Annotated in this window: 21 protein-coding genes and 1 pseudogene; 13 read left to right on the top strand and 9 right to left on the bottom strand. The window is 69.0% G+C overall.

Annotation, left to right across the window (positions count from 1 at the left end; translation table 11 throughout):
- From AB0L34_RS23325 to AB0L34_RS23300, 6 genes and pseudogenes are all read left to right on the top strand, one after another.
- Nucleotides 1-169: pseudogene (locus tag AB0L34_RS23325) on the top strand (IS5/IS1182 family transposase); the annotation flags it as partial.
- A gap of 84 nt (nt 170-253) precedes the next feature.
- Nucleotides 254-862, top strand: coding sequence for a hypothetical protein (locus AB0L34_RS23320; protein ID WP_363706531.1), 609 nt, complete (start codon nt 254-256; stop codon nt 860-862).
- Between the two features lie 654 nt (nt 863-1516).
- Entirely contained in the window at nt 1517-1810 is a 294-nt protein-coding gene (locus AB0L34_RS23315) for a pilin (RefSeq protein ID WP_363706529.1), read from the top strand.
- A gap of 10 nt (nt 1811-1820) precedes the next feature.
- Nucleotides 1821-2678 carry a type IV secretion system protein gene (locus AB0L34_RS23310; protein ID WP_363706527.1) on the top strand — a complete coding sequence of 286 codons (858 nt, stop codon included), beginning with the start codon at nt 1821-1823 and terminating at the stop codon, nt 2676-2678.
- A 408-nt stretch (nt 2679-3086) separates the two neighbouring features.
- Nucleotides 3087-3725 carry a hypothetical protein gene (locus AB0L34_RS23305; protein WP_363706525.1) on the top strand — a complete coding sequence of 213 codons (639 nt, stop codon included), beginning with the start codon at nt 3087-3089 and terminating at the stop codon, nt 3723-3725.
- Nucleotides 3726-4449: 724 nt separating this feature from the next.
- Nucleotides 4450-5697 (top strand): globin domain-containing protein, encoded by a 1248-nt coding sequence (locus AB0L34_RS23300; RefSeq protein ID WP_363706536.1) that lies wholly within the window; start codon nt 4450-4452, stop codon nt 5695-5697.
- Nucleotides 5698-5955: 258 nt separating this feature from the next.
- Here the strand turns inward: AB0L34_RS23300 and AB0L34_RS23295 are convergent, their stop codons facing one another.
- The 4 genes from AB0L34_RS23295 to AB0L34_RS23280 all read right to left on the bottom strand — a co-directional run bounded on the left by AB0L34_RS23295 (nt 5956) and on the right by AB0L34_RS23280 (nt 9591).
- Nucleotides 5956-6531, bottom strand: coding sequence for a YcxB family protein (locus tag AB0L34_RS23295; protein WP_363706523.1), 576 nt, complete (start codon nt 6529-6531; stop codon nt 5956-5958).
- Between the two features lie 389 nt (nt 6532-6920).
- A complete protein-coding gene (locus AB0L34_RS23290; RefSeq protein ID WP_363706522.1) occupies nt 6921-7625 on the bottom strand; it encodes a hypothetical protein in 705 nt (234 codons plus the stop codon).
- Nucleotides 7558-8430, bottom strand: a complete 873-nt coding sequence (locus AB0L34_RS23285) for a winged helix DNA-binding domain-containing protein (RefSeq protein ID WP_363706534.1) — start codon at nt 8428-8430, stop codon at nt 7558-7560. Before AB0L34_RS23285 ends, AB0L34_RS23290 begins: the two co-directional genes overlap by 68 nt.
- A gap of 177 nt (nt 8431-8607) precedes the next feature.
- Entirely contained in the window at nt 8608-9591 is a 984-nt protein-coding gene (locus tag AB0L34_RS23280; protein WP_363706520.1) for an NADP-dependent oxidoreductase, read from the bottom strand.
- Between the two features lie 61 nt (nt 9592-9652).
- Here AB0L34_RS23280 and AB0L34_RS23275 point away from each other — a divergent pair, with 61 nt between their 5' ends.
- The 4 genes from AB0L34_RS23275 to AB0L34_RS23260 all read left to right on the top strand — a co-directional run bounded on the left by AB0L34_RS23275 (nt 9653) and on the right by AB0L34_RS23260 (nt 14603).
- Nucleotides 9653-10744 carry a YafY family protein gene (locus tag AB0L34_RS23275; protein WP_363706518.1) on the top strand — a complete coding sequence of 364 codons (1092 nt, stop codon included), beginning with the start codon at nt 9653-9655 and terminating at the stop codon, nt 10742-10744.
- Between the two features lie 116 nt (nt 10745-10860).
- Nucleotides 10861-11553 (top strand): PQQ-dependent sugar dehydrogenase, encoded by a 693-nt coding sequence (locus tag AB0L34_RS23270; RefSeq protein WP_363706516.1) that lies wholly within the window; start codon nt 10861-10863, stop codon nt 11551-11553.
- Nucleotides 11508-14249 (top strand): AAA family ATPase, encoded by a 2742-nt coding sequence (locus AB0L34_RS23265; RefSeq protein ID WP_363706514.1) that lies wholly within the window; start codon nt 11508-11510, stop codon nt 14247-14249. Before AB0L34_RS23270 ends, AB0L34_RS23265 begins: the two co-directional genes overlap by 46 nt.
- 54 nt (nt 14250-14303) lie before the next feature.
- A complete protein-coding gene (locus tag AB0L34_RS23260) occupies nt 14304-14603 on the top strand; it encodes a cupin domain-containing protein (protein WP_363706512.1) in 300 nt (99 codons plus the stop codon).
- Nucleotides 14604-14609: 6 nt separating this feature from the next.
- Here the strand turns inward: AB0L34_RS23260 and AB0L34_RS23255 are convergent, their stop codons facing one another.
- The 5 genes from AB0L34_RS23255 to AB0L34_RS23235 all read right to left on the bottom strand — a co-directional run bounded on the left by AB0L34_RS23255 (nt 14610) and on the right by AB0L34_RS23235 (nt 19912).
- Nucleotides 14610-14951 (bottom strand): DUF1330 domain-containing protein, encoded by a 342-nt coding sequence (locus AB0L34_RS23255; protein ID WP_363706510.1) that lies wholly within the window; start codon nt 14949-14951, stop codon nt 14610-14612.
- Nucleotides 14952-15006: 55 nt separating this feature from the next.
- Nucleotides 15007-15375: a nuclear transport factor 2 family protein gene (locus tag AB0L34_RS23250; RefSeq protein ID WP_363706508.1), complete on the bottom strand. Its 369-nt coding sequence runs from the start codon at nt 15373-15375 to the stop codon at nt 15007-15009.
- Nucleotides 15376-15765: 390 nt separating this feature from the next.
- Nucleotides 15766-17154, bottom strand: a complete 1389-nt coding sequence (locus AB0L34_RS23245; RefSeq protein ID WP_363706507.1) for a hypothetical protein — start codon at nt 17152-17154, stop codon at nt 15766-15768.
- Nucleotides 17155-17401: 247 nt separating this feature from the next.
- Complete coding sequence (locus AB0L34_RS23240; protein ID WP_363706505.1) at nt 17402-18343, bottom strand: hypothetical protein; 942 nt, start codon at nt 18341-18343, stop codon at nt 17402-17404.
- 570 nt (nt 18344-18913) lie between these two features.
- Nucleotides 18914-19912 (bottom strand): hypothetical protein, encoded by a 999-nt coding sequence (locus AB0L34_RS23235; protein ID WP_363706503.1) that lies wholly within the window; start codon nt 19910-19912, stop codon nt 18914-18916.
- A gap of 288 nt (nt 19913-20200) precedes the next feature.
- Between AB0L34_RS23235 and AB0L34_RS23230 the strand changes: the two genes are divergently transcribed.
- The 3 genes from AB0L34_RS23230 to AB0L34_RS23220 form a co-directional block, all read left to right on the top strand.
- Complete coding sequence (locus AB0L34_RS23230) at nt 20201-20866, top strand: hypothetical protein (RefSeq protein WP_363706501.1); 666 nt, start codon at nt 20201-20203, stop codon at nt 20864-20866.
- 105 nt (nt 20867-20971) lie between these two features.
- Nucleotides 20972-21553 carry a suppressor of fused domain protein gene (locus tag AB0L34_RS23225; RefSeq protein ID WP_363706499.1) on the top strand — a complete coding sequence of 194 codons (582 nt, stop codon included), beginning with the start codon at nt 20972-20974 and terminating at the stop codon, nt 21551-21553.
- A gap of 186 nt (nt 21554-21739) precedes the next feature.
- Nucleotides 21740-22509 (top strand): IS5 family transposase gene (locus tag AB0L34_RS23220; RefSeq protein WP_363706533.1). Its coding sequence is split into 2 segments (ribosomal slippage), with 771 coding nucleotides annotated over them: nt 21740-22076 and nt 22076-22509; the frame shifts between segments, so codons are not numbered across the junction. This gene is flagged as partial in the annotation.

Below are 22509 nucleotides of genomic sequence, written 5' to 3'. Positions count from 1 at the left end.
CTCCGGACTCGGCGCCCGACGGTGGGTTGTCGAGCAGACGGTCGCCTTGCTGCACTGGTTCCGCCGCCTACGCATCCGCTGGGAGATCCGCGACGACATCCACGAAGCCTTCCTCACCCTCGCCTGCGTCATCATCTGCTGGCGCAGACTCCAACGCTCAAAGAGTTAGGAGTTGTAAGCCGCGTGACCGAGCGGGAGGCTGGCGAGTTGAGCCACGGGATGACCCCTGGTCGACCCACGGACGGTGAGGTGCATGGACGACAGAGAACGCGAGCAGGCACTGCTCACCGCCCTGACCACCGAGCATTTCGTGCTACAGACCTCGCGCAGCGCGACCGTCACCGAGTCGGTAGGCCGGGCGACAGTCTTCCTGTCCCTGCTCTCTGCCGCGCTGATCGGGCTCGGTTTCGTCGCCAGCAACGCCCCGCTCATCCGGCCGTACCTCGGCGCGGTGCTGCCGACGCTGGTGATCACCGGACTGCTCACATTCCTGCGGCTGGTACAGAACATGGTGGAAAACGAGCTGGATCTCGCACGGATCCAGCGCATCCGGGCGTACTACCACCGCCGGCTGGCCGGCGAGCACGACTTCTTCGCCGACGCAGTGCAGGGCGAGGGCATCATGCGGGCGACCTGGGCGGCGGTCGGTAACGCGCCCCGGCGGGCGCAGCTGTTGCTGACTACGGCGGCGATGGTGGGCGCAGTAAACGCACTGCTGCTGGGGCTCGCGGTCACGCTGCTGGCCGGGCTCGCGGCGCTGTCGTCCGGGTCCGCGATCGGCGTCGGCACCGTGTTGACTCTGCTGGCCTTCGCCGCCCAGATCGCCTACATCAACCGCGCATCAATCTCTCAGCCCGGGTAGGGGTTAGCCGCTCATCCCGGACGGCCCGCCGCAGCGCGTCACCATCATGGCCATCCCCCATCTCGGTGGTCGCTGCATCCCATACCCTCGCCCACATCTCTGCCTCGGGCCAGGACCACAGATCCGGACCGTTCCCTCCCTCTGCCGGCATCTTGTCTCCTCGCATCGACACATCCGCACGCCAACGGCCCGCACATCCTGGCACGGCCGACCGCCGGACCGGGCGGAGCCAGACACCGACCGGCCCGCAACCCGGCTCATGATCGGAACAGCCCCGGCGGTAAGCAGAAGGCCGAGAAGGGGACGACATGCCCGCGGCGTTCAACACCGCCTCGGGGGGGCCTCTCTCGGTTCGGTCCGCGCCAACCTTGCCGGGCAACGCGAATCGCTGACTGGACTTGTCAGGGCGTGACAGGCCGGCAGCGAGTTCGATCGGCCTGACAGTCGAGATCTGGGCGGTGCATGTCATCCACGGCACGCCCGCCCGGTGGGGACCACCCAATCGGCGAGGCCCACGGTCCGGCATGGCTGGCGCGGCGTACTGACACCGCAACCCCTTCCCCATACGCAAGGGAGGAGCGCCCCCACCGGACCACCCGGCCCTTCGCCCGGTCCCCACCGCGGCGGCCCGCAGATCCCTTGTGGAGCGCCGCAATGCACACGACTCTCTCAGTTCTGTCCGACCTCGCCGCCACTGCGCCACCGATGGCGGCCCCCAAGAGCATCAACGATGTCATCGCCGGCATCACCGGCTGGATCATGGGCATCATCGCGGTGGTCGCGACGATGTTCCTGGTCGTCGGCGGCCTTCGGTACATGGCCGCCGGAGGCGACCCGGCGCAGGTCGAGCAGGCGAAGGGCAACTTCAAGTCCGCGCTGATCGGCTACGCCCTCGCGGTGCTGGCCCCGGTCATCCTGCAGGTGCTGCAGGGCATCCTCGGCGGCTGAGGCCCTCGTCATGGTCGACTGGCTGATGAACGGCCTGGTCAGCTGGCTCGCCGAGAAGGTCACCGACCTTCTCGGCGGCCTGCTGGCCTTCCTGGCATCCTCCATCTTCATATCGCCGGACGTCACCGTCCTGCCGCAGGTGACGTCGATCCCCCGACAAGAGCGCGCTGGCCGTCAACGCCTGCTTCATCCTCGCGATCATCGCCGTGGGTATCGCCACGATGGTCGGCGACTCGGTCGAGATGCGCTACCACATCAAGGAGCTGATCCCCCGGCTCGTCGTCGGGTTCGTCCTGTCCGCGTTCGCGGTCCCGCTGACCAGCGTGCTCATCGAATCGCCAACGCCCTGACGGTGTCGATGACCGGCACGTCGGCGCCGACCACCGAGGCGGTCACCTTCGTCAAGGTCCGCATCGCCTCGGCGATGACCGACGAGAGCGCCGCCCTCCTGATGGCCATCGTCGGACTGCTCATCGTCGTGCTGATGTTCATGCTCGTCGGCAGCTGGCTCGCTCGGATCGGAGTGCTGATCGTCCTGGCCGGGATCGCACCGGTGGCGCTCGCCTGCTACGCCACGCCTTGGACGCAGGGCGTCGCCGAGCTGTGGTGGCGCACCCTGCTGGGTTGCCTGGCCACACCCACGCTGCAGGCGGTCGCGTTCTCGGCGGGCATCAACCTGCTGATCGACCCGGGATCGAACCTGCCGATCCTGCTCGGCCTGCCCGGCTCGGACGCGCTGAACCTCGGCTGGGCACTCAACTTCCCGCTCACCCCGCTCGCGATTGGGACCGAGACGGCGATTGTCCTCGCTGCCTTCCTTGCAGCAACGGCGCTGGCCCGTCGGTGGTCTGTGACGGCGACAGGGTAAGCCAGCCGGCACATGGTCATGGGCTTGAGGGGATTCGAACGTCGGGCCTCCATCGACGTGTGGCTGTAATCGACTTCGACACAGACCCTAGATCCGTGCACTGTTGGAAGCCGCCCGCGCTGAACCCCATTGAGACAGCCGGCCTCAGGCGCTGCAGCGACGTCCGCCCGGTTCGGGGCGAGCGCACATCCCGCGATCGGCGCGAGCTACGGTTCGCGGGCTCGCACCAAGTACGTGATGTGGGCTGCCCGTTGCATCAACAACCGGCGTAGGTAGCCGGACGGCCCGGGGCGGGGAGTCGAAGGTCACGGACCGGACAGGTGGTTCGGCCCTGACAAGGGACCGCCATGGTGATCCAGGATGAAACGCGATACCAACGGACGTTGCCATCCTCACGGGAGTTCCGAAATGAAGCGACGCACCCTGGACCTGCTGTTCAGCATTGGCGGGCTGGGCCTGACCGTCCTGCTGCTCATCGCCGGCCTCGTCCTCACCACGAACGCGAACTTTGCCAACGACTACGTACGCGACCAGCTCGGCGCGCAGCACATCACCTTCAAGCCGGCCGACAAGCTGACCGACGAGGAGAAGAAGGCGGACTGCCTGGTCGAGTACGCCGGCCAGAAGATGACCACCGGCAAGCAGGCCGAGTGCTACGCCAACGAGTTCATCGGGCTACACCTGAAGTCCATGGCCGGTGGGAAGACGTACGCCGACCTCGGCGCGCCGGAGAGCGAGCTGCGGGCCAGGGTCGAGCAGGCCACGCAGACCAACGACCCGGCCCTGGCCGACCTGCAGAAGCAGCTGGCGGAGGTCAGCGGCCAGCGGGAGACCGTGTTCAAGGGCGAGACGCTGCGCGGCATGCTGCTCACCTCGTACGGCTTCAGCGAGTTCGGCCGGAAGGCCGGGCAGGCCGCTCTGGTGACGTTCATCGGGGCGGGGCTGCTCCTGCTGCTGTCGATCGCCGGCCTGGTGCACGCCTTCCGCACCCCGGCCACCGAGGTGTTCGCCGCTCCTGAGCCGACGAAGAACCGCATCAACGCCTGACCGCTGCCGACCCGAGCGCCCCCGGTCTCCTCCACCCTCTAGGAGGCCGGGGGCGCCCGCGTGCCTCGTCCCCTGAAACGTTGGTCGGGAATCCGTCGATTCTGAGACTGTCGTACCCGTGGTGTTGGCTTCGGTTTGTGCCTCGTCGTCGGGATCCCGCCGCGCCGCCGGTGGTGCATCGCACCGCTCGTGTCGCGCTGCGGTGACGCCCGCGCAGCGGCGGCGGTGTTTCGGCCTGCTGCGCTCGGCCGGTGACGTGTGGGCATGTGCTGGAGGTCAACGCATGGCGGCGCCGCCGCAGTGACCCGCCGCTGACGGGCTACCAGGGGCTGTGCCGCGAGTTGGCAGTCGCTCGCCTGTTGGGCGATCCACAACCCCCACGGGATACCCGGGAACGTTAGCGGACACAGCACCAGAGAGGCTCCGCCTCGGACCGCCGCTGCCCCGCCGTCACCCGCACAGCGACACGAGCGGTGCGATGCACCACTGGCAGCGCAGCGGGATCCCGACGACGAGGCACAAACCGAAGCCAACTACGCCCGGTACGACAATTTTCAGAACCAACCGATTACCCGGTCAACACTCGAAGACGAGGCACTAGCACGGACCGGATCGTTCGTGGAAGGGCCCTCCGCCCCGACTACTACAAGCGGTGGTAGATCGCACATTCGTCCTGATGAGACGCACTTCGCCGGCGGGCCGCGCCTAGCATGCCGCCGTGACGATGAGGGAGAAGGACCGCGCGTACGACTACCACGATCTGCTCGGCCTGCGCCACTCCATGATGCTGCGCCGAAGGATGCGCGGGGACGGCCCGGCACCGGACGAGCGGGAGGCGTCCGCCGGGGCGCTGCTGGCGGCCTGGCCGCAACGAGTGAACGACCAGCGGCTGCTGCGGGAGAGCCTCGCGTTGCTGGAGCCGCTCACCGACACGTTGACGTACCTGTACGCGGCGCTGTTCCGGGACGGATCGCATCTGAGGTCGCTGTTCCCCGACTCGCTCGCGGCCCAACGCGACCAGTTCGCCTGGTCGATGCGGCAGCTCATCGAGGGGCTGGACCAGCCGGAGATCATCGTGCCGGTCTTCGAGGAGCTTGGCCGGGCGCACCGCAAGCTCGGCGTACGCGCCAGCCACTACCAGCCGTTCGGTGCGGCGCTGATGGAGGCGCTGCGGGCTCGCGCTGGCGCCGCCTGGCGTCCCGAACACGACGACGCCTGGTTACGGGCGTACCGGTTTCTGGCCGGCGTGATGAGCAACGCCGCTACGGGGGAGCTCTCCACGCCGCCGTACATCAAGGGCACCGTGGTCCACCACGAGCTGCGCGGCCCCGACCTGGCAGTCCTGCAGGTACGCACCGCCGAGGCGTACGACTACCAGGCCGGGCAGTACGCCACGGTTGGATCCGGGCGGCTGCCGCGCACCTGGCGGTCCTACTCCATCGCCAACCCTCCCGGCGGCGACGGGGTGCTGGAGTTCCATGTGCGGGCGACAGGCGCCGGCCGGCTCAGCGACGTCCTGGTGCACAAGACCGCCGTGGGTGATGTGCTACGGCTCGGCCCGGCGCGCGGCATCACGACCCTCGCAGCCGCCTCGGGTAACCGCGTGCTGCTGGTCGCTGGCGGCACCGGTCTGGCCACGATCCGGGCGCTGCTGGGTGGGCTGGACCGTCCGGCCAGCCCGCCGACAACCTGGCTGTTCTTCGGCGCCCGCACCCGGGACGACCTGTACGATCTTGAATCGCTCCGCTCGTGCGCGGACCGCTTCCCGTGGCTCCGCTTGGTGCTGGCGGTCTCCGACGGTGACGCCGGCCCATACGAAAACGGCACGGTGGTGGACGTCGTGACCCGCTACGGTGGCTGGGCCGGACACGACGCCTACCTCGCCGGACCGGCGGCCATGGTCACGGAACTGGCTCACCGCCTGGTCGACCTCGGCGTCGAGCCTGACCACATCCGGTACGACCGGCAGTAGCCTCAGCCGGACACCGGCCCGGCGGGCGGCCTCCGCCCGCACGGCGGCGCGCTGCCGTGCGGGATGGCCAGGCGGTGGTTGGGCCGCGAGTGGATCTTGTCGGATGAACAGTTCGACGAGATGCGCCGACGGCTCACTGCCGTGACGCCGTCACCGATCGACCACGCGACGATCCTGCTCTCGTGGATGCCCCCATGCTCTCCCCTGAATCGGGCCAGCCGGGTGTCACGGCGCCCGCAGTCGGCGACCCCCAACGTGTCACCGAGGACGTTCGTGGGCGTGGGTGGCGAGCACCGCGCGCAGTTGCGATGGATCCGCCTCGACCAGCCCACGTTTCGGCAGCACCACTGACATTGCGCCGATGCCCTTCGACGCCAGCAAAACAAACGACCGGGTGGTCTCGATGTAGTAGGGATAGTGCGACCAGGCGGTCGTGGCCTCCCCGGTGCTGGTGCGGAGATGGATGCCGGCGTCGGTCGCCGTGGCGTGGACGGGCTGGGACAGCCAGGGGTTCCCGCGTACGAGGAGTCGAGCCTGCCAGCGATAGATCGCTGCGGTGAGGAGGCGGAGCAGCAGGTGGGCGACCCCTGCGATGACGGCTGTCGCCACCAGCGCGATGGCCACCGCAATGGCGGCGGCACCCGCCGACAGTTCCCAGATCTCGGCGGAGATGAGTCCCATGATGGCGGCGCCCAGTGCGGCGACCGCGAGGACGGGAAGCAGCCAACGACCCCATAGGCGGTGCTGCTGAGCTGCGACACTGTCGCGCAGATCGTCATGCGTCAGGGTGTACGCAAGCTGAATCGGGCGGATCGTGGCGCGCGCGGGCAGCATGGATCAGCACCTTAGCGTGACGGGTCGTGTCGTGGCTCGCGGCCACAGTTGCGGTCTCCGGTGGACGGGACCGCTTCCGTTCCTCGCCGGCCGATCCTGACCAATAGTGGCCAGAGGGCGTGGCGGTGAGCTGTTGCTGCCCAGCGCGCCGGGCAGCGAGCCGGCCAGATGGGCGTTCACCGACGGTTGCGCGACCCTGCCGGAGCCGGCGCCGTCGGCATTCGGGGTGGTTACCGAGAAGCGGGTGTTGCCCGGAGCGCGTCCGCGCATGACAGCGACAGTCCGATGCCCCCAGGGCTCGGGTATCCGTTTCTCGGCACGTCCGGATGCATGCACCCGTGAGCTGGTTACCTTGCGTGACGAGCGCTTCGCGGCAGATGAGGTGCCGCTTACGCGTTCAGCACGGTAAGCCACTCGGCGGTCCGGGGGCGGTAGCCATGTCGGTCCGCGAGTCCCCGCACGATTGCTGGAACGTGACCGGCACCGTAAACGACCGCGACGTCGATCCGTTCCGAGGAACGCGTACGGATCAGCTCGGACAGCGTGGCAAGCACCCGCTCATCCCGGTCGCCGCCGAACGTGCGCTCAAAATGCCCAGCGAACTCATCATCCGAGTACACTTCGTCCTTCGCGCTAGGCATGTCGTTCAACTCGACCTCGGGCGAAAGCAGCCGTCGCGTGCCCCCGAAGAACTGGGTGACGGCCACGATCGGAATGACACACCACATCAACAGCCGGTATCGCAGCGGCATGGCCCGCCAGCCCTGGGCGAACTCCGCCGTCGTCACATCCGGGTTGATCAACTCGACGCCGAGCGATCGGTACTCGATGTTGTCGACCACAAGTCCGGAACGCCTGTTGGCAGGCATGACCCGGTAGGTGAGCGTGATGGCCCACGTAAGTACCGAACGCCCGCTGACGCCTTCGACGACGAGCAGGTCACACCGCCGGAGCCGCTGCGCCACCGCGGCGTAGAACTCCGGGCTAGCCACATGCAGCATGGGGAACAGCACGAACTGCAACTGACTACCGGGGCGCCGAAGTCGCAGCACCGCAGAGCGGGTTCCAATGATGCTGTGCTCGATGATCTGCAAGCCCGCCCACCTGACGTCTGTCGGCGCTGAGCTCACAAGGTAGGCCTGGAGCGCAAGCCGGACGCGTCGGCATCGCGGCAGATGTGCGCACAGGAACATGGCTCGCTGGCGTCGGCTTGCGGTCTTCGTCGCTCATGATGCGGGTGCGATCGGCGTGGCCCAGCAGGGCGTTGTCGTACGCGGGCAGCAGTCGCACGGGCGCGGGGATGTGCGGGTCGGGTAGGTGCGCGTCGGGCAGGTCGAGCAGGGTCTGGCCGTCGGGTCCGGTGTAGTGGCGCAGTTCGATGCCCATGTTCGCGACGACCTGGTTGAGCCGGGTCAGCCCGCTCCATGCCTGGACGTCGGCCACCGTGGCGGGTCCGAAGGCGGCGAGGTAGCGGCGGATCAGTTCGTGGATCGCCGAAGGTTCGATGGTGTCGGCCGCATGGGCGGTGACGGTGATGGAAGATCGGTTGCCCCAGCTGCCCCACGATGCGGTGGTGGGATCGTGGATGAGCGGGGTGCGTAGTTCGAATTCGCCGGCGAGGATCCGGCCGTCGCGGCCCGGGTGGCGGGCGGCGAGGCGTCGGGCGAGTTCTTTACGGGCGAGCGGTCCGGCGTCCAGCAGCGCACGTCCGTCGGCCATCAGCGTCTCGGTGGGCAGCCGGTTGCTGTTGCGCCGGACGTACGGCGAGTTGGCGGTGCGGCCGAGGACGGGTTGCAGCAGGGGCCGCAGCCGACGGAAATCGTCGGCTGCGGCGATGTGCTGGGTGCTACGCAGAAGGCTGGAGTGCACGACCTGCCCGTCGGCCAGCAGGGTGGTCAGGGTCGGCGTGGGTGAACCCGCAGATCCGGCTCCACAGCCCGAGGTAGGGCCAGTTCGGTTCCTGTGCCTGTAGAGCGACCAGACGGCGGATCACATCAAGCGGCGCCTGGTCGGTGCGTTCCAGGAGGAATTGGCGCTGCAGCAGTGCCCGGTTGAGGGCGCGACGCGACAGCGGCGTCATGCCAGCCGCACCGAGACGTTGCCGCGGTAGCCGCCTCGCAACAGCGACAGAAAGGCATCGGGCACGGCGTCGATGCCGGCCTCGACGACCGTCTGCGGGAAGACGAACGTGTCCTGGTCGAGCCAGGCCCTGAAGTGGGTGTGCCATGCGGCGATCTGGTCGGGCGTGTGATGGCAGGAGAATGGCAGCAACTCGATCCCCTTGGCTGCGGCAGCCTGGTCGGGTTCGGGGAATCGCTGGGCCGCCGCACCCAGTTGGGTGGACAGCGATCCGCACAGCGCGAACCGCGCTCCCGGCGCGGCGACCTCGAGCGCGGCCTCGTAGAGCGTGCCGCCAACGGTGTCGAAGAAGACCGTGATTCCCTCGGGTGCCAGTTCCTTCAGTGCTGCGACCGGGTCTTGGTGGTAGTCGAATGCAGCGTCGATACCGAGCTCCCGGACCAGGTACTCCGCCTTGGCCTGGCTGCCCGCGCTGCCGATGACCTTCGAGGCGCCCAGGTTGCGGGCGATCTGAGCGGCGAGTGAGCCGACGCCGCCGGCCGCGCCGGAGACGAACACGACATCGCCACGGCCGACCTTGGCCACGTCTGCCATGCCGTAGTAGGCGGTGGGCCCCTGGCCGAGGTGGTAGCTCGGCTCCGGGTACGCGTCGCGGTCCAGCTTGACATACGAGGCGGCCGGGCCGGCGGAATGCGTACTCCAGCCGCTCATCGACTGGACCAGGTCGCCCTGTTGCAGATCCGGGCTGGCCGACCGCAGGACAGTGCCGATGGCCATGACGCCGATGCGCTGGCCCGGCTGCCAGGCCGGAATCGGCAGGTGGCAGTCGGAGCGCATGAGCTCGAGGTATGTGGCGGCCAGCCCGAGGTAGTCGGTGCGGACGAGGACCTCGCCGTCGATCTCTGTCTCGACAACGGTGAAATGTTCCCGGCCGGGTACGCCGGCGATCTGGGTGGTCAGCTTAATCTCACGAGTGATCATGAGACGAAGCTAAACCGGCTTCCGGTCACTTTCTGACCGGAAGCGGTGCGAAGATCGCGGCATGGCCAACACCAGTTCCCGAACGCTCCGGCTGCTGTCGTTGCTGCAGACCCACCGCCACTGGTCCGGCACCGATCTGGCCGACCGCCTGGGGATATCGGAACGCACCCTGCGCCGCGATGTCGACCGGCTGCGGGAACTCGGCTACCCGGTGCACGCCTCCCGAGGCACCGACGGCGGTTACCAGTTGGCGCCCGGTGCGGTCCTGCCGCCACTGCTGCTCGACGACGAGGAAGGCGTCGCGTTGGCGGTCGGCATGGGCGACGCCACCCAGAGCGGAATCGCCGGGATCGAAGACGCGGCGGTGCGCGCGCTGACCAAAGTGGTGCAGGTCCTCCCGCCGCGTCTCCGCGCCCGGGTCAACGCGTTACGCGCAATGACCATCTCGCCCACGGCCGCAGGCCCGGTCGTGCCCGCCGAGGTACTCACGGTGATCGCCCAAGCCTGCCGGGACGAGGAACGGCTGCGATTCCGCTACACCGCACGGGGCGGTTCCGACGCCGAACGAGAAGTCGAACCGCACCGCCTTGTCGCGCTCGGCGGCCGCTGGTACCTGGTCGCCTACGACCTGACCCGACACGACTGGCGCAGCTTCCGCCTCGACCGACTGACCAACCCGCGCAGTGCCGGAACGAGGTTCCGTCCACGCCCCCTTCCCGCCAGCGACGCCGCGCAGTTCGTGCGCACCTCCACCGGCGTCCCCTCAGGACACGCCGTGCAGGCCCTGGTCCACGCATCCGCCGAACACGTCCGCCGGGTCGTCGGGCAATGGGGCACGATCGAACCCATCGACGGCCAACACTGCCGTCTCACCATGGTGTCCGCCAGCCTGGACTGGCCCACCCAAGCACTGGGCAACATCGGCGCTGAATTCGAGGTGCTCAGCCCCCCGGAATTCACCGACCACCTCCGAGACTGGGGAACCCGATTCCTCCGCGCCGCACAAGGATCAGCAGCCCGGACCAACTCCCAACGGACACCGCACCAGCCCGACGACGCAATCCACCGAACGAGGGTCGTCCAAGGCAATCCTGCCGCTGCTTCCCCGCCTGCCGACGAGAACGGACATACCGGCGACCGTTTACGGAGGTAACGCCAACCCAGCGCTAGCAGACCTAGTGATGTGTCCACTAACGTTCACCGCGTTTCCGGTGCGGTTCACGACGGCGGGCGGATCGTCTTCGAGGGCAGTTGTGGATCCTTGCCGAATTGGCGGGCGACTCCCCCACCGGATGGTGGGGCGGGCCACAGCGGGCCAACTGGTCCTCGCGCCGCCCGGGTGGGCAGCGGGGATCACGTCGGGACCGGCCGGCGCCGTGGGGGCTGGACTTCCTGCCCGACGGCAGCGCGCTCGTCACCGAGCGGAACAGCGGGCGGGTCCTGCGGGTACGCCGTGGGTCGGCCCCGCAGCAGGTCGCGCAGATCTCGGGGGTCGTCGCGGCGGGCGAGGCCGGGCTGCTCGGGTTGGCCGTCTCGCCCCGCTACCGCACCGACGGATTCGTGTACGTGTACTTCACCTCCGACACGGACAACCGGATCGTCCGCTTCCGGCTCACCGCGCCGCAGGTCCAGCAGCCGGTCCTCACCGGGCTCGCGCGGTCCGGCGCGCACAACGGCGGGCGCATCGCGTTCGGCCCCGACGGGCTGCTCTACGCGGGCGTCGGCGACGCCGGCCAGCCGGCCACCGCCCAGGACCCGTCGCACCGCAACGGCAAGATCCTGCGGATGCTGCGTCGCCGCGCGGACCAGCTTGTCCTTCAGCTCCCGGGTGTGCCGGCGACCTGCCGACACCCGGTGACGGGCAGGGCGTGCCGATGGCGGCGAGCACGCTCTCGGGCGGATGCCAGGATGGGGTCATGGGCGCGGGGGAACTGCACGGGAGAAAGCCCGAACAGGACGTGATCGCCGAACTGGTGACGGGAGCCAGAGCGGGCGCCAGTTCCTCGCTGGTGCTGCGCGGCGAGCCGGGCATCGGCAAGACGGCGTTGCTCGACCATGCCGCCGCGGCGGCCGGGGACATGCGGCTGGTCCGCGGTGCGGGGGTCGAGTGCGAGGCGGAGCTGCCGTTCTCGGGGCTGCAGTTGTTGCTGCGCCCGGCGCTCGGATCCCTCGCCGCGCTGCCCGGCCCGCAGCGCGAGGCTCTGGAGGCGGCGTTCGGGCTCGGGCCTGCGGCCGGCTCCGAGCCGATGCTGGTGGGGCTGGCGGTGCTCTCCCTGCTCACGGAGTACGCGGACGAGACAGGACTGCTGTGTCTCGTCGACGACGCGCAGTGGCTCGACCGGGCGTCGCGGGAGGCGCTCCTGTTCGCCGCCCGGCGCCTGCACGCCGAGGGCGTGGTCATGGTCTTCGCCGCCCGGGACGGCGAGGGATCCTTCCCCGCCCCAGGCCTTGCGGAGTTGCGCCTGTCCGGGCTGGCCCCGGAGGCGGCCGTGGCCCTGCTCGACCGGCATCCGCTCACGCCCGCCGTGCGCTACCGCCTGCTCGCCGAGGCCGGCGGCAACCCGTTGGCTCTGCTGGAGCTGCCGGCCGCCCTGGCCGCCGAGGGCGGCAGCGTGTTCTCGCCAGGAGCGCTCCCGCTCACCAGCCGCCTGCAACTGGCCTTCCACGGCCAGGTCAGCCGGATGCCGGAGGCCTGCCAGAGCCTGCTCCTGCTGGCGGCGGCCGACGAGACCGCCGAGCTTGCCGTGATCCTGCGTGCCGCCGCCACGCTGGGGGCGTCCGTCGAGGACCTGGCCCCCGCCGAGTGTGCCGGCCTGGTGCTCCGCGGCGACGCCGACGGCACCACCACCATCCGCTTCCGCCATCCTCTGATCCGCGCCGCCGTCTATCAACGGGCGCCGCTCGGGCAACGCCTCGCCGTCCACCGCGCGCTCGCCGCGGCCCTCGGCTCGCCCGCGCACGCCGACCGTCGGGCCTGGCATCTGGCGGCCGCCGCCACCGGAGCCGACGAGGAGGCCGCCGCCGCGCTGGAACGCACCGCCGCCCGCGCCCGCGAACGCAGCGGCCACGAGGCGGCCGCGGCGGCGTACGAACAGGCAGCCCGGTTGAGCATCGAACCCGCCGCCAGGGCCCGCCGTGAGGCCCTAGCGGCGGAGGCGGCGCTGGAGGCGGGTGATGTGGAGCGTGCCAGAGTCCTCGGGGGCCGCGCCGCCCGGCGACTGGACGAGGCCCTGCCGGTCACGGCGCGAATCGCCCAGGTGCGGGCCCTCGCGGACTTCTGGCAGGGCTCCTACCCTGCCGCTCACCGGTTGCTGCTCAACGGCGCCGGCCTCATCCGCGACACCGATCCGGGGCAGGCCGCCGCGTTGCTGGTCCAGGCCGTTCACACCTCCTGGTACCTGGGCGAACGGCAGCTCGCGGCAACGCTGGAGCGGCTGGCCGCGCTGCCGTTGGACGATGCGGATCCACTCGCGCCGGTGCGGCGCTACCTCGTCCACCTCGACCAGAACCGTTCCGAGCGGCCGCCGCCGCTGGGCGACACCCTCGCGGCGGTGCGGCGGCGGGGCCGAGCTCCCGACCAGGCGTTGATGATCCTCTGCGGAGCGGCGCTCGCGTTGGGTCAGGACGCCGACGCCTACGAGCTGGCTACCGCGCTCGCCGCAGAACACCGCGCCCGGGGCGGCGCCGGGCGGCTGCCGACGGTGCTGTTCTTCATGGCCGAGGGCGAGGTGTTCACCGGACGACACCTGGACGCGCTCGCCACGGCGACCGAAGCCCTGGGGCTCGCCCGCGACACCGGCCAGCAGCAGTGGGTCAGCCAGTTCAGCAGCGTGCTCGCCTACCTCCACGCGGCCAAGGGAGAGGAGGCGGCCTGCCGGCGCAACGCCGAGGAGGGACTGGCGGGGACCACCGCCGGAGCCGTCTCTCCCGGCGCGCCGTGGGCGTACTGGTCGCTCGGGCTGCTGGACCTCGGTCTCGGCCGCGCCGAGGCGGCGCTCGCCCGCTTCGAGCGCCTGACCCGCGAGCCGATGCGCCATCACATCTGCGCCACCCGCTCCGCTCCGGACCTGGTGGAGTCGGCCGTACGAATGGGGGCACCGGATCGCGCCGCCGAGCCTCTGGCGCGCCTGCAGCGCTGGGCCGGGTCGGTCCGGCAACCGTGGGCCGACGCCCTCGTGCTGCGCTGCCGTGGGCTGCTCGCCGCCGACGACCAGGCCGAGGCGTTCTACACGGCGGCCCTCGAACTGCACGACCGGGACGGCCGCACGCTGGAGTACGCCAGGACCGCGCTGCTCTACGGCGAGTGGCTGCGCAGGGCTCGACGAAAGGCCGAGGCGCGCTGGCCGTTGAACGATGCCCTGGAGGTCTTCAACCGGCTCGGCATGCGGCCGTGGGCCGAACGCGCTCGCGGCGAGCTCACCGCGAGCGGCGTCCAGGACCAGGGCCCGGCGCCGGCCGAAGGCGTGGCGGCCGGCCTTACCCCGCAGGAACTGCAGATCGCCCGGCTCGCCGCGCAGGGCCTGTCCAACCGCGACATCGCCGCGCAGCTCTTCCTCAGCCACCGGACAGTCGGCTACCACCTCTACAAGGCCTATCCCAAGCTCGGCATCGCCTCCCGGAGCGAGCTCAAGGATTTCGCCGATCAACTGGGGCTGTGAGAACTTGTCCCGATGATCAGTCCGATACAAGTGCTTCCTGGACGAATGCTCTCCGTGGACGTCGATGACGTCCCGCCGGTCGCGCTGGCTCCCGGTGTCCAGGTACGGACGCTGCCGGGCATGCCGGGAATCAGAACGTGGGTGATCGACATCGCCCCGGGCGCCGAATGGCCCGACCTCGACGTCCACGAAACCTACGGCGAGGCGTACTTCGTCGTACACGGCGAAATCATCGAAGGCGACCGCATCCACGGTCCGGGCACCTACGTCGCCTTCGGCCCGAAGACGAGCCACCGGCCCCGTACTGAGACCGGCGTGCGCGCCTTCGGCTTCAACTACGACGTTATTGGTTGACGACTATCAGAGACCCTTCCTGAGCGCAGCGGCCATCGCGGCCGAATCATGGTCGGGACCGACACCACCGACGATGATCACCTCACCCTCCAGATGCTTCGTACGCAGCGGGAGGATCGCCTGGTAGGCGGCCGACTCGTACCAGTCCCGCGCGTCCTGCCCCGACGGGAACTGGAGCATGACCACGCTCCCGGGCCACCCGCCCTCGCGGACGTCCACCGGTCCGCCATGGACGACGAAGCGGCCGGAGAACGGATCCATCGTCGCCTGAATCCTCTCCATGTACTCCAGCACATCCGGGTGGAGTTCTTCCGAATCACGAAGATGCGCGATCACATAGGCCGTCATGGCTTCTCCTTTGTTCGATCGGGGCGGACCGGCCCAGCGGTCCGCCCCGCGGTGTTCAGACTCCGGCCGGCACCTTGTCGAGGAAGCCGAGCACCTGGCTGATCCGCCCGTCGGCGCCGATCACCGCGACGTCGAAGCCGATGACGACCGGGTCGGCACCCTCAGGTCCCAGGTGCCAGGTGAATCGCGCGATGTCGTGGTGGGCGTCCACGGCGCCGCCGAGGCTGAAGACCAGCCCGCCGAACTGCCCCTGGACCGCCGCGATGGTGGCGTCGAGCCCGTCCCTGCCCTGAACGGAGACCAGCGGGTCGGTGTACACCGCGTCCTCGGCAAGGACCTCCGCCAGAACGGCCTGCCGCGCGGCGGCGTCAGTCTCGTTCCAAGCGGCGAGGTAGCGCTGGACCAGCTCGTTCATGTCGCTCATGTCTCTCCTCAGTGGTCGTGCCCTCTTGTGAACACCACGCTAGGGGCACAGGAACGACGGGGAATCTGACATGCTTAAGTACTTTCGCCCACGCCTTCAGTACGCAGCCGGCTCGCACCAGCCAGCGGCGCGTCTCGGCGGCGATGTCGCCACGCGTTGACTTCCAGAACGCACGCCCATACGTCACCGGCCGAGCGCAGCGGCCCGAAACACCGCCGCCGCTGGCCCGAGGTCACCCGCACCGCGGCACGAGCGGTGCGATGCACCACCGGCGCATCGGGATCCCGACGACGGGCAGGCTTCGTGATGCCGCCGGCTGTAGCCGCAGCCCAGCGCTACAAGGAGCGGACCACCAACCCATCCGCCACGACCGGACGTACGGCATCCGGTTCAGCCATGCACTGAGCCATGACCAGGGTGCGGCTCGTGGCGGGTGACGATGAAGGCATCGTCGCCGAGGGACAGCGACTCGCCAGCGGTGTACGAGACGGCGTGGGGGGCCGTGAGCGCGGCTGTGCGCAGCCACAGCCGCGCGGGTCGCTGGAACTTCACCGCCCGCAGCCCCCACGTGCCGTCATCGCAGGGAACGGCGAGGTTGACCACTGCTGAGGCGTCGCGTACCGCACCGAACCAGGCGTGGGCGGCGGTGTAGTCGGCCAGCGTGACCTGCGCTTGCGTTGGTTGACCGGTCACCGTGGAGCGAGGTGAGCTGGTCGGAACCAGCGCGTGAACCCAGTGGTCATCTGCGAAACGGCCGGCGATCCGGTGGGCAAGGAGGGGACTCCTGGTGAGCCATCCCTCGGCCAACCGTCGCAACGCATCGTCGCGCGCCGCCCGGGGCCGACCGGCAGCGGTGAGCACAGCGTCACCGGCGCCTGCGAAGGTGTCACACAACTCCCGCAGCGAAACCCGGCCGACGGCCTGCGCGTAACGCACCGACCGGATCTCCAGCATCCCCTGGTGGAGCACGGTGACGGCATCCACGGCCCCACCGGGCGGCAGTGACAGCTGGAACTGCCGCGGCTTGCGCCGGCCGGCGCGGCGGCGTGGAGTGGACGCGTCGGCGGCCTGCCCGGCGTGCGACAGGTGCCACAACGAGTCGTCGAACCCCACAGTGGCCGAGGCCGCGCGAAGGCGCCCCTGGACGCCGACACAGACCTCGACTCCGGCGGCATCCGCGGCCAGGGTCGCACCAGCCCCGTCATCACTGTCGAATCGCACGGCCCGGACGTCGCTGAGGAACACTTGCACGACCGCGTCCCCGCGCTCGCCTGGGGTGGCGTAGCGACGCGGCACCGCCAGGGCGACGTAACCGGACAGCTCCTGCCCGGCGCGTTCCACCCGCACCGTCCGGACCTCGGCGCGGGCCAGGTCGTAGTCCTTCGCGACGCTCGCGACAGCCGTCGCGGTCAGCGGCGCGATGCCGGGCTGAACCCGCCCCTGGTAGTCGCGGTAATGCCCGGCACGGTGGACGAGCGGGGGCAGCAGGGGCTCCAACCGGTGTCCGGCGACCGCAGCCTGCTCGATCATCCACGCCCGGCGGGACGGCCCCAGGTCCGCCATCCACACGAGCGCCGCCCTCGCGCGCCGCTCACGCAACCACGCCGGCCGACTGAGCGCCGCATCGAACAGCGGAAAGGCGTTGTTGTCCCAAACGTCCGCGATCTGGACGACAGCCTGCCGGTCGAAGCGGCGACCATCCGCCGCCAGTTCCCCAATGCTGGCCACCGAACGGTCCAGCAGCGCCGCAAACATCGACATGGCAGAAGCCCCGGTCATAACCGCGAAGCCTAAGGGCAGCGCGACGTGCGCGTCTTGACCACGGGCCCCGCTCGCCTGCGATCATGCTCTCGTCTCGGCGCGACCGTAAGTTGAGCCGTGCGTTTGCTGCTTACCCTGCGTAACGCGCGGTCGGCGACAGAAGAGTGACGGATCTTGGAATCTTGCGGCAACGGTCGTAGGCGAACGGTGCCGGGCCACCGGCAGGGCCGGCCCGCACGGCCGCGGACCTGCGGGATCGTGTGGATCAGTACGAGTGGTCGAGCATCCTCTGGATGGTGTCATACACCGAGCGGTCTTCCTCCACTCTCAGGTGATTGCCGAGGGTCTGGCGTAGCTGGGGGCTCAGCTGTCTTCCCTGGGGTGTGTTCGTGGTCATGAGGATGGCCGCGAGAGATCGAACGCCGGGTACCGGATCTGTGAGTGCTGCGGGCAGGCGATTGCGGCCGTGTTCGCCTTGGGCAGACAGAGCACGCAAGATCGTTTCCCTCACGGCCGGGTGTGGTTCCGTCGACAGCGCCTGCGCCAGGACTTCGGGAAGCGATGCACTTGGCGCTGGGTACGTGATGAACGTGCACGCGGCAGCACGCCGTCGTGTTGCGAGTGCGTCGTTCAGCAGCGTGGCCGCGAGCGCTGCTTCGTCGCCGGCCATCTGGTCTGCGAACCAGGTCAGATCACGATGTCCGGTCAGGGTGAAGTCCAACCAGCGCTCATACCAGGCGAGGAAGTCCGGATCGGTGTGGAAGTGAGGCGCGAAGAAGCCCTCGGCGTTGACCTCGACCAGGCGGCCGTGGCCGGGTCCGGTGACGACGAGCAGGGTGAAATCGGTGCATCCTCGGTGGACGACCGCGATCACGCCCGGGAAAGTGGGCGCAGCGCCGCCTTGCCTACTAGCAGGCCATGCGGCGATGTGCACATCAGGAACGAAGGGGAATGGCTCGGCGAGCTTCCCGTTGACTCCCGCGGCCCCGGACACCCACCGTTCCATGGGCAGCAGTCCATAGGTCGGGCCGTACCCGCCATGGCCGATGTGGGTGACGAACTGGCGGAACTCCTCCGGCATCCGGGTGCCGTGTAGTTCCTCGAAGTCTGAGACTTGCTGCTCAGTGAGAATGGGGCCGAGAACGGCCTTCTCCGCTGGGGGCAAAGCTGCGAGTTTGACCTGAATCCGGGCGATCCTGTCGTCCACCGGTACTTCTTGTCATGTCAGAGGGCCGTTTGAATTCAAGGCGTAAGCATAGCGCACACTCTGATACACCGACTGACATCATCGCCACCGGACTGGGCCAGGGATCGCCGGAGCTCCGGTTCTTCGCCGTGAGGTCCCCGGTTCACGGAGCCTTTGGCAAGTGTGAGCATCGGTCACGACGATCAGGTGCACTGTCTCGATAGATCCGGATGCCGATAGAGCCTGACACTTCGGGTGGAGGGTGCTACCGGCAGAGCCGGAAGATCTCCGTCGTAGCGGATCACGTCGCCATCCGGCTGCCGGACGAAGACCGTTACGCCGTCAACCCACACATGCTGCCCTGGGCGTAGGAATAGAGGAGACGGAAGTTCCACTGCCCAGTCGTCAGCCTCAACTATGGTCACGATTGTCAACCGGCCATCGGTGCAGGGCCGGTTCGGACAGCTCCGGTGGAGTCGTCAGACCGAGCTGCAACTCCAGGGCATGAGACGGACGATGACGTGCACCCGGATCCGGTCTACCGGGCGCGATACGCCAGATTCCTCGGACGGACCCGGAGGCCAGTTCGATCTATGTCTCGTACGGGTCCCAGTGAGCGGCATAGCGCAGCAGTGAGCGGGCCAGGTCCGGGTGGGCCGCCGCCCACCGGGTGTCGAAGAGGAACCACTGGTCGAACCCGAAGAAGCCGTCGATGTACCGGGCGACCTGCGCGATGTGCGGGTCTAGCCGGATCAGTGACTCGGCGGGCCGCTCCGTGGGCCGCAGGTCCAGCATCTCCCCGAGGATCGGGGCGTGCGCGGGCACTGGGTCGATGCCGGCGGGCGACGGGGCGTATCCGGGCAGCCGGGCGTAGCGTTCCAGCGCCGGGCCGACGTCCTCGTCTCCGGGGGCGACGAGGGCCCGCAGAAGCCGGGCGTCATGCGGCCAGCGGTGGATGTCGGGGTCGTCGACGCCGCCCAGGTGGGCGGCTAGATCTGGCAGGGTCAGGCCGGGAAAGACGATGGCGCCGGCTAAGTCCAGGTTCCGGGCGGTATCTGGCGATTTCCAGCACAGGCGGACCGAGTAGACGGACTCCAGCCCGGGCGGGGCCAGCCGGACGGTACGGACCGGTACGCCGTGGCGGAAGACCGCGCCTGGCGTGGCCGTGCTGGCGGGCAGGGGCCAGGTGTCGTGCAGCAGGAACGCAAGCCGCTCGGACGACACAGCGGCGGCCTCGTCGTCGATGAAGTAGTAGGCGAGGTCCACCTCGTCGTCATCGGTACGCACTCTCAGGGCGTGCTCGCCGAGCCGGATGAAGGCTTCCTCGTCGTCACCCTCCACCCACAGGTACTCGTTCAACAACTCGCGCAGTTCGTCCACGGACTCCGGCCTGGGCAGGTGCCGCTTTCGGACCTCCTCGAAGATCGACTCCAAGCCGTAGACGTTGCCGCCCAACTCGCTGTCGATCCATGCGTCCGGGCTGTCGTGCTCCCAGCCGCGGCGAAACCATTCGAGCACGGTCGCGTCCGGCACTGTGATCACCCGCTTGCTGAACGGCGATTCCTCCCGCCAGCGGCACACGAAGTACATGCGGCTGACTTTAGGCAGGCGGTCCGACAGGGTGCGTGCCGCGGCCACGGCCGACCGGACTCGACACCCACCGGGTGCCCCGCCCTTCCGCCAGCACCTCCGCAAGGCCGTTCCATCGCGAGGGGCCTCCGCAACGCGCCCTTGTTGATTCAAGGCGTGGAGGTGGAGCTGCGGCAAATGCGGATGCCGTTGGGTGCTGAGCGATCGTGTGCTCGGCGCGACGGAGCCGGCGCGACGCGTTCTGTAGTCGGCTTGCCGCAGCCTTAAGCAGATCGGCATCATGCCGTCGTGGGGTCGGACTGGATCTGGGAGCTGCGAATGCCGACGGTGGCAGAGCCAGCTCTTCGCGAGCTGTACGCCCTGGCAGCCGACCGGAACCTGCGCCCACAACGCCCCGATGGGCTGATCAATCTGTTCACCCATCCGGACGCCGAACTACGCACGGTCGAGGAGCCGCAGGCAGCGCTCGACGCCATGGCGACGGGCAAGGAGCATGGCCAACTCTGGACGGATGGCGACGTCGATATCTTCGTGAACTGGCAGGATGGGACTCTCGCGTGGACGTTGGACGGTTCATTCTGTTACCGCCGCCCGGTGCCAGAGGCCGACGCCTTCCGTGAGTTGCATGCTCGCCTGACCGGCTTATGGCTTGATGTCGCCGAGCGTCTGATGGCCGACGTCGGCCGGATTCTCGACGAATGGTCATCCGAGCAGGTGTTGAACCTCGGCATCCACGACGACTCCCACACGGCCGGTGGTTGGCCGGCTGAGCTCGGCTGGTGGACCTACCTGGGCCCCAATCGCCATCTGCCACCGGCACCGCTGCCCGAGATCGCGGCCCAGGCACGCCGGCTCCCGAGCGGCGCCCTACTCATCGAACTACTCGATGACCCTGCCGCCGTCGGCCCGCTCCGCTACCAGGACATCCACACTCGCTGGCTCCGGGCGGCATGAGCCTGCGGAGCAGAATTCCTTTGCGACGCTGCGGCCCAGCGTACGCACGGCGGCAGATCCGGATGCCGGCGGCCGTCCCGGTCGGCGACGGTAGAGTGCACAGCCATGGCCGCTCCTCCTATCCTGCGAGACATCTTCAACGCCTATCGGGAACAACGGGGCGAGGAGGACGACGGCGTCCTCTTCGAAGACGAGCAGGCACCGATCAGCCGGCTGGACGTGCTCGTCTACCGGCCCACAGGCGCAGCGGATATGACCTCCTTCGCCACCATCGGTATGGCGGCGAAAGAGATGCCGGCGGCGCCCGGATCGGGTCGAGGTGGCCGTGCGGAACTCCACCTCGGGCGACGCGGACCGCTCACCCGTCCCGAGGAGCACGCCATCGCTGTCCGGTTGGCCAACCTTGCGATACACCCGTTCATAACGGGAATGCAACTGAGCTGGGGGCACATGATCGGATTCCGGGAGGACTTCCCGACCTTTCCCGGATGCCGTTCGGTCTTCCTTGCCGGACCGTTGAGCGCCGAAGGCCAGGACTATGTCCACACCAGCGCGGGCGCTGTTCGAGTCATCAACGTCGTGCCGATCACGGACGCGGAACGTGAGCGGGGAAGAGCCCTGACGCCCGTCGACTTCGCCCACTCACTTCTGGAGCATGCCGACATCTTCGCCGAACGACCGCAGTAGGTGGATCAAGCCGTGCTCGCAACGACGGCGCACGCTCATCGTAGTTCCGGACGTGCCCCACTCGCTGGGTTGCCAACACCCGCTCAGCAGCTACTTACAACTCCTAACTAAATGATGTTGGGCGTATCCGGTTGGACGTGAGGATCGTTCTGTCTGAACGTGAGGAGGGGTGAGCAGCCGCCGTGGATCGTCTCGGACGAGTTGTGGTCCGAGATCGAACCGCTACTGCCACCCCGCCCGCCGCGCCGGCACCGCTACCCCGGACGCAAGCCCCTGGATGACCGCAAGGTGTTGTGCGGGATCCTGTTCGTGCTCTACACCGCGATCCCCTGGGAGTACCTGCCCCAAGAGCTCGGATTCGGGTCAGGGATGACCTGTTGGCGCAGGTTGCGGGACTGGAACGACGCCGGCGTCTGGCAACAACTGCACGAGGTCCTGCTCGGCAAACTCCGTGCCACCGGGCAACTCGACATGTCCCGGGCGGTGATCGACGGTTCCCACGTACGGGCGCTCAAAGGTGGCCCAAAACCGGTCCGAGCCCGGTCGACCGCCGCAAGCCAGGCTCGAAACACCACGTCATCACCGACGCGGGCGGCATCCCCCTCGCCGCGAGCCTGACCGGCGGCAACCGCCACGACGTCACCCAGCTCATGCCTCTGGTCGACAAGGTCCCCCGGATCAAGGGCATCCGGGGTCGGCCGCGGCAACGACCCGAGCGGATCTACGCCGACCGCGGCTACGACTACGACTGCTACCGCCGTGACCTGCGGGCCAAGGGCATTACCCCGGTCATCGCCCGCCGCGGCACCGGCCACGGGTCAGGACTCGGCACCCGACGGTGGGTCGTCGAACAGACCATCGCCCTGCTGCACTGGTTCCGCCGCCTACGCATCCGCTGGGAGATCCGCGACGACATCCACGAAGCCTTCCTCACCCTCGCCTGCGCCATCATCTGC

The organism is Micromonospora sp. NPDC052213 (genome assembly GCF_040679695.1).
Classification (GTDB): Bacteria; Actinomycetota; Actinomycetes; order Mycobacteriales; family Micromonosporaceae; genus Micromonospora.
Note: the sequence above shows the minus strand (reverse complement) of the source record. Positions and strands in the feature narration are given on the sequence as shown.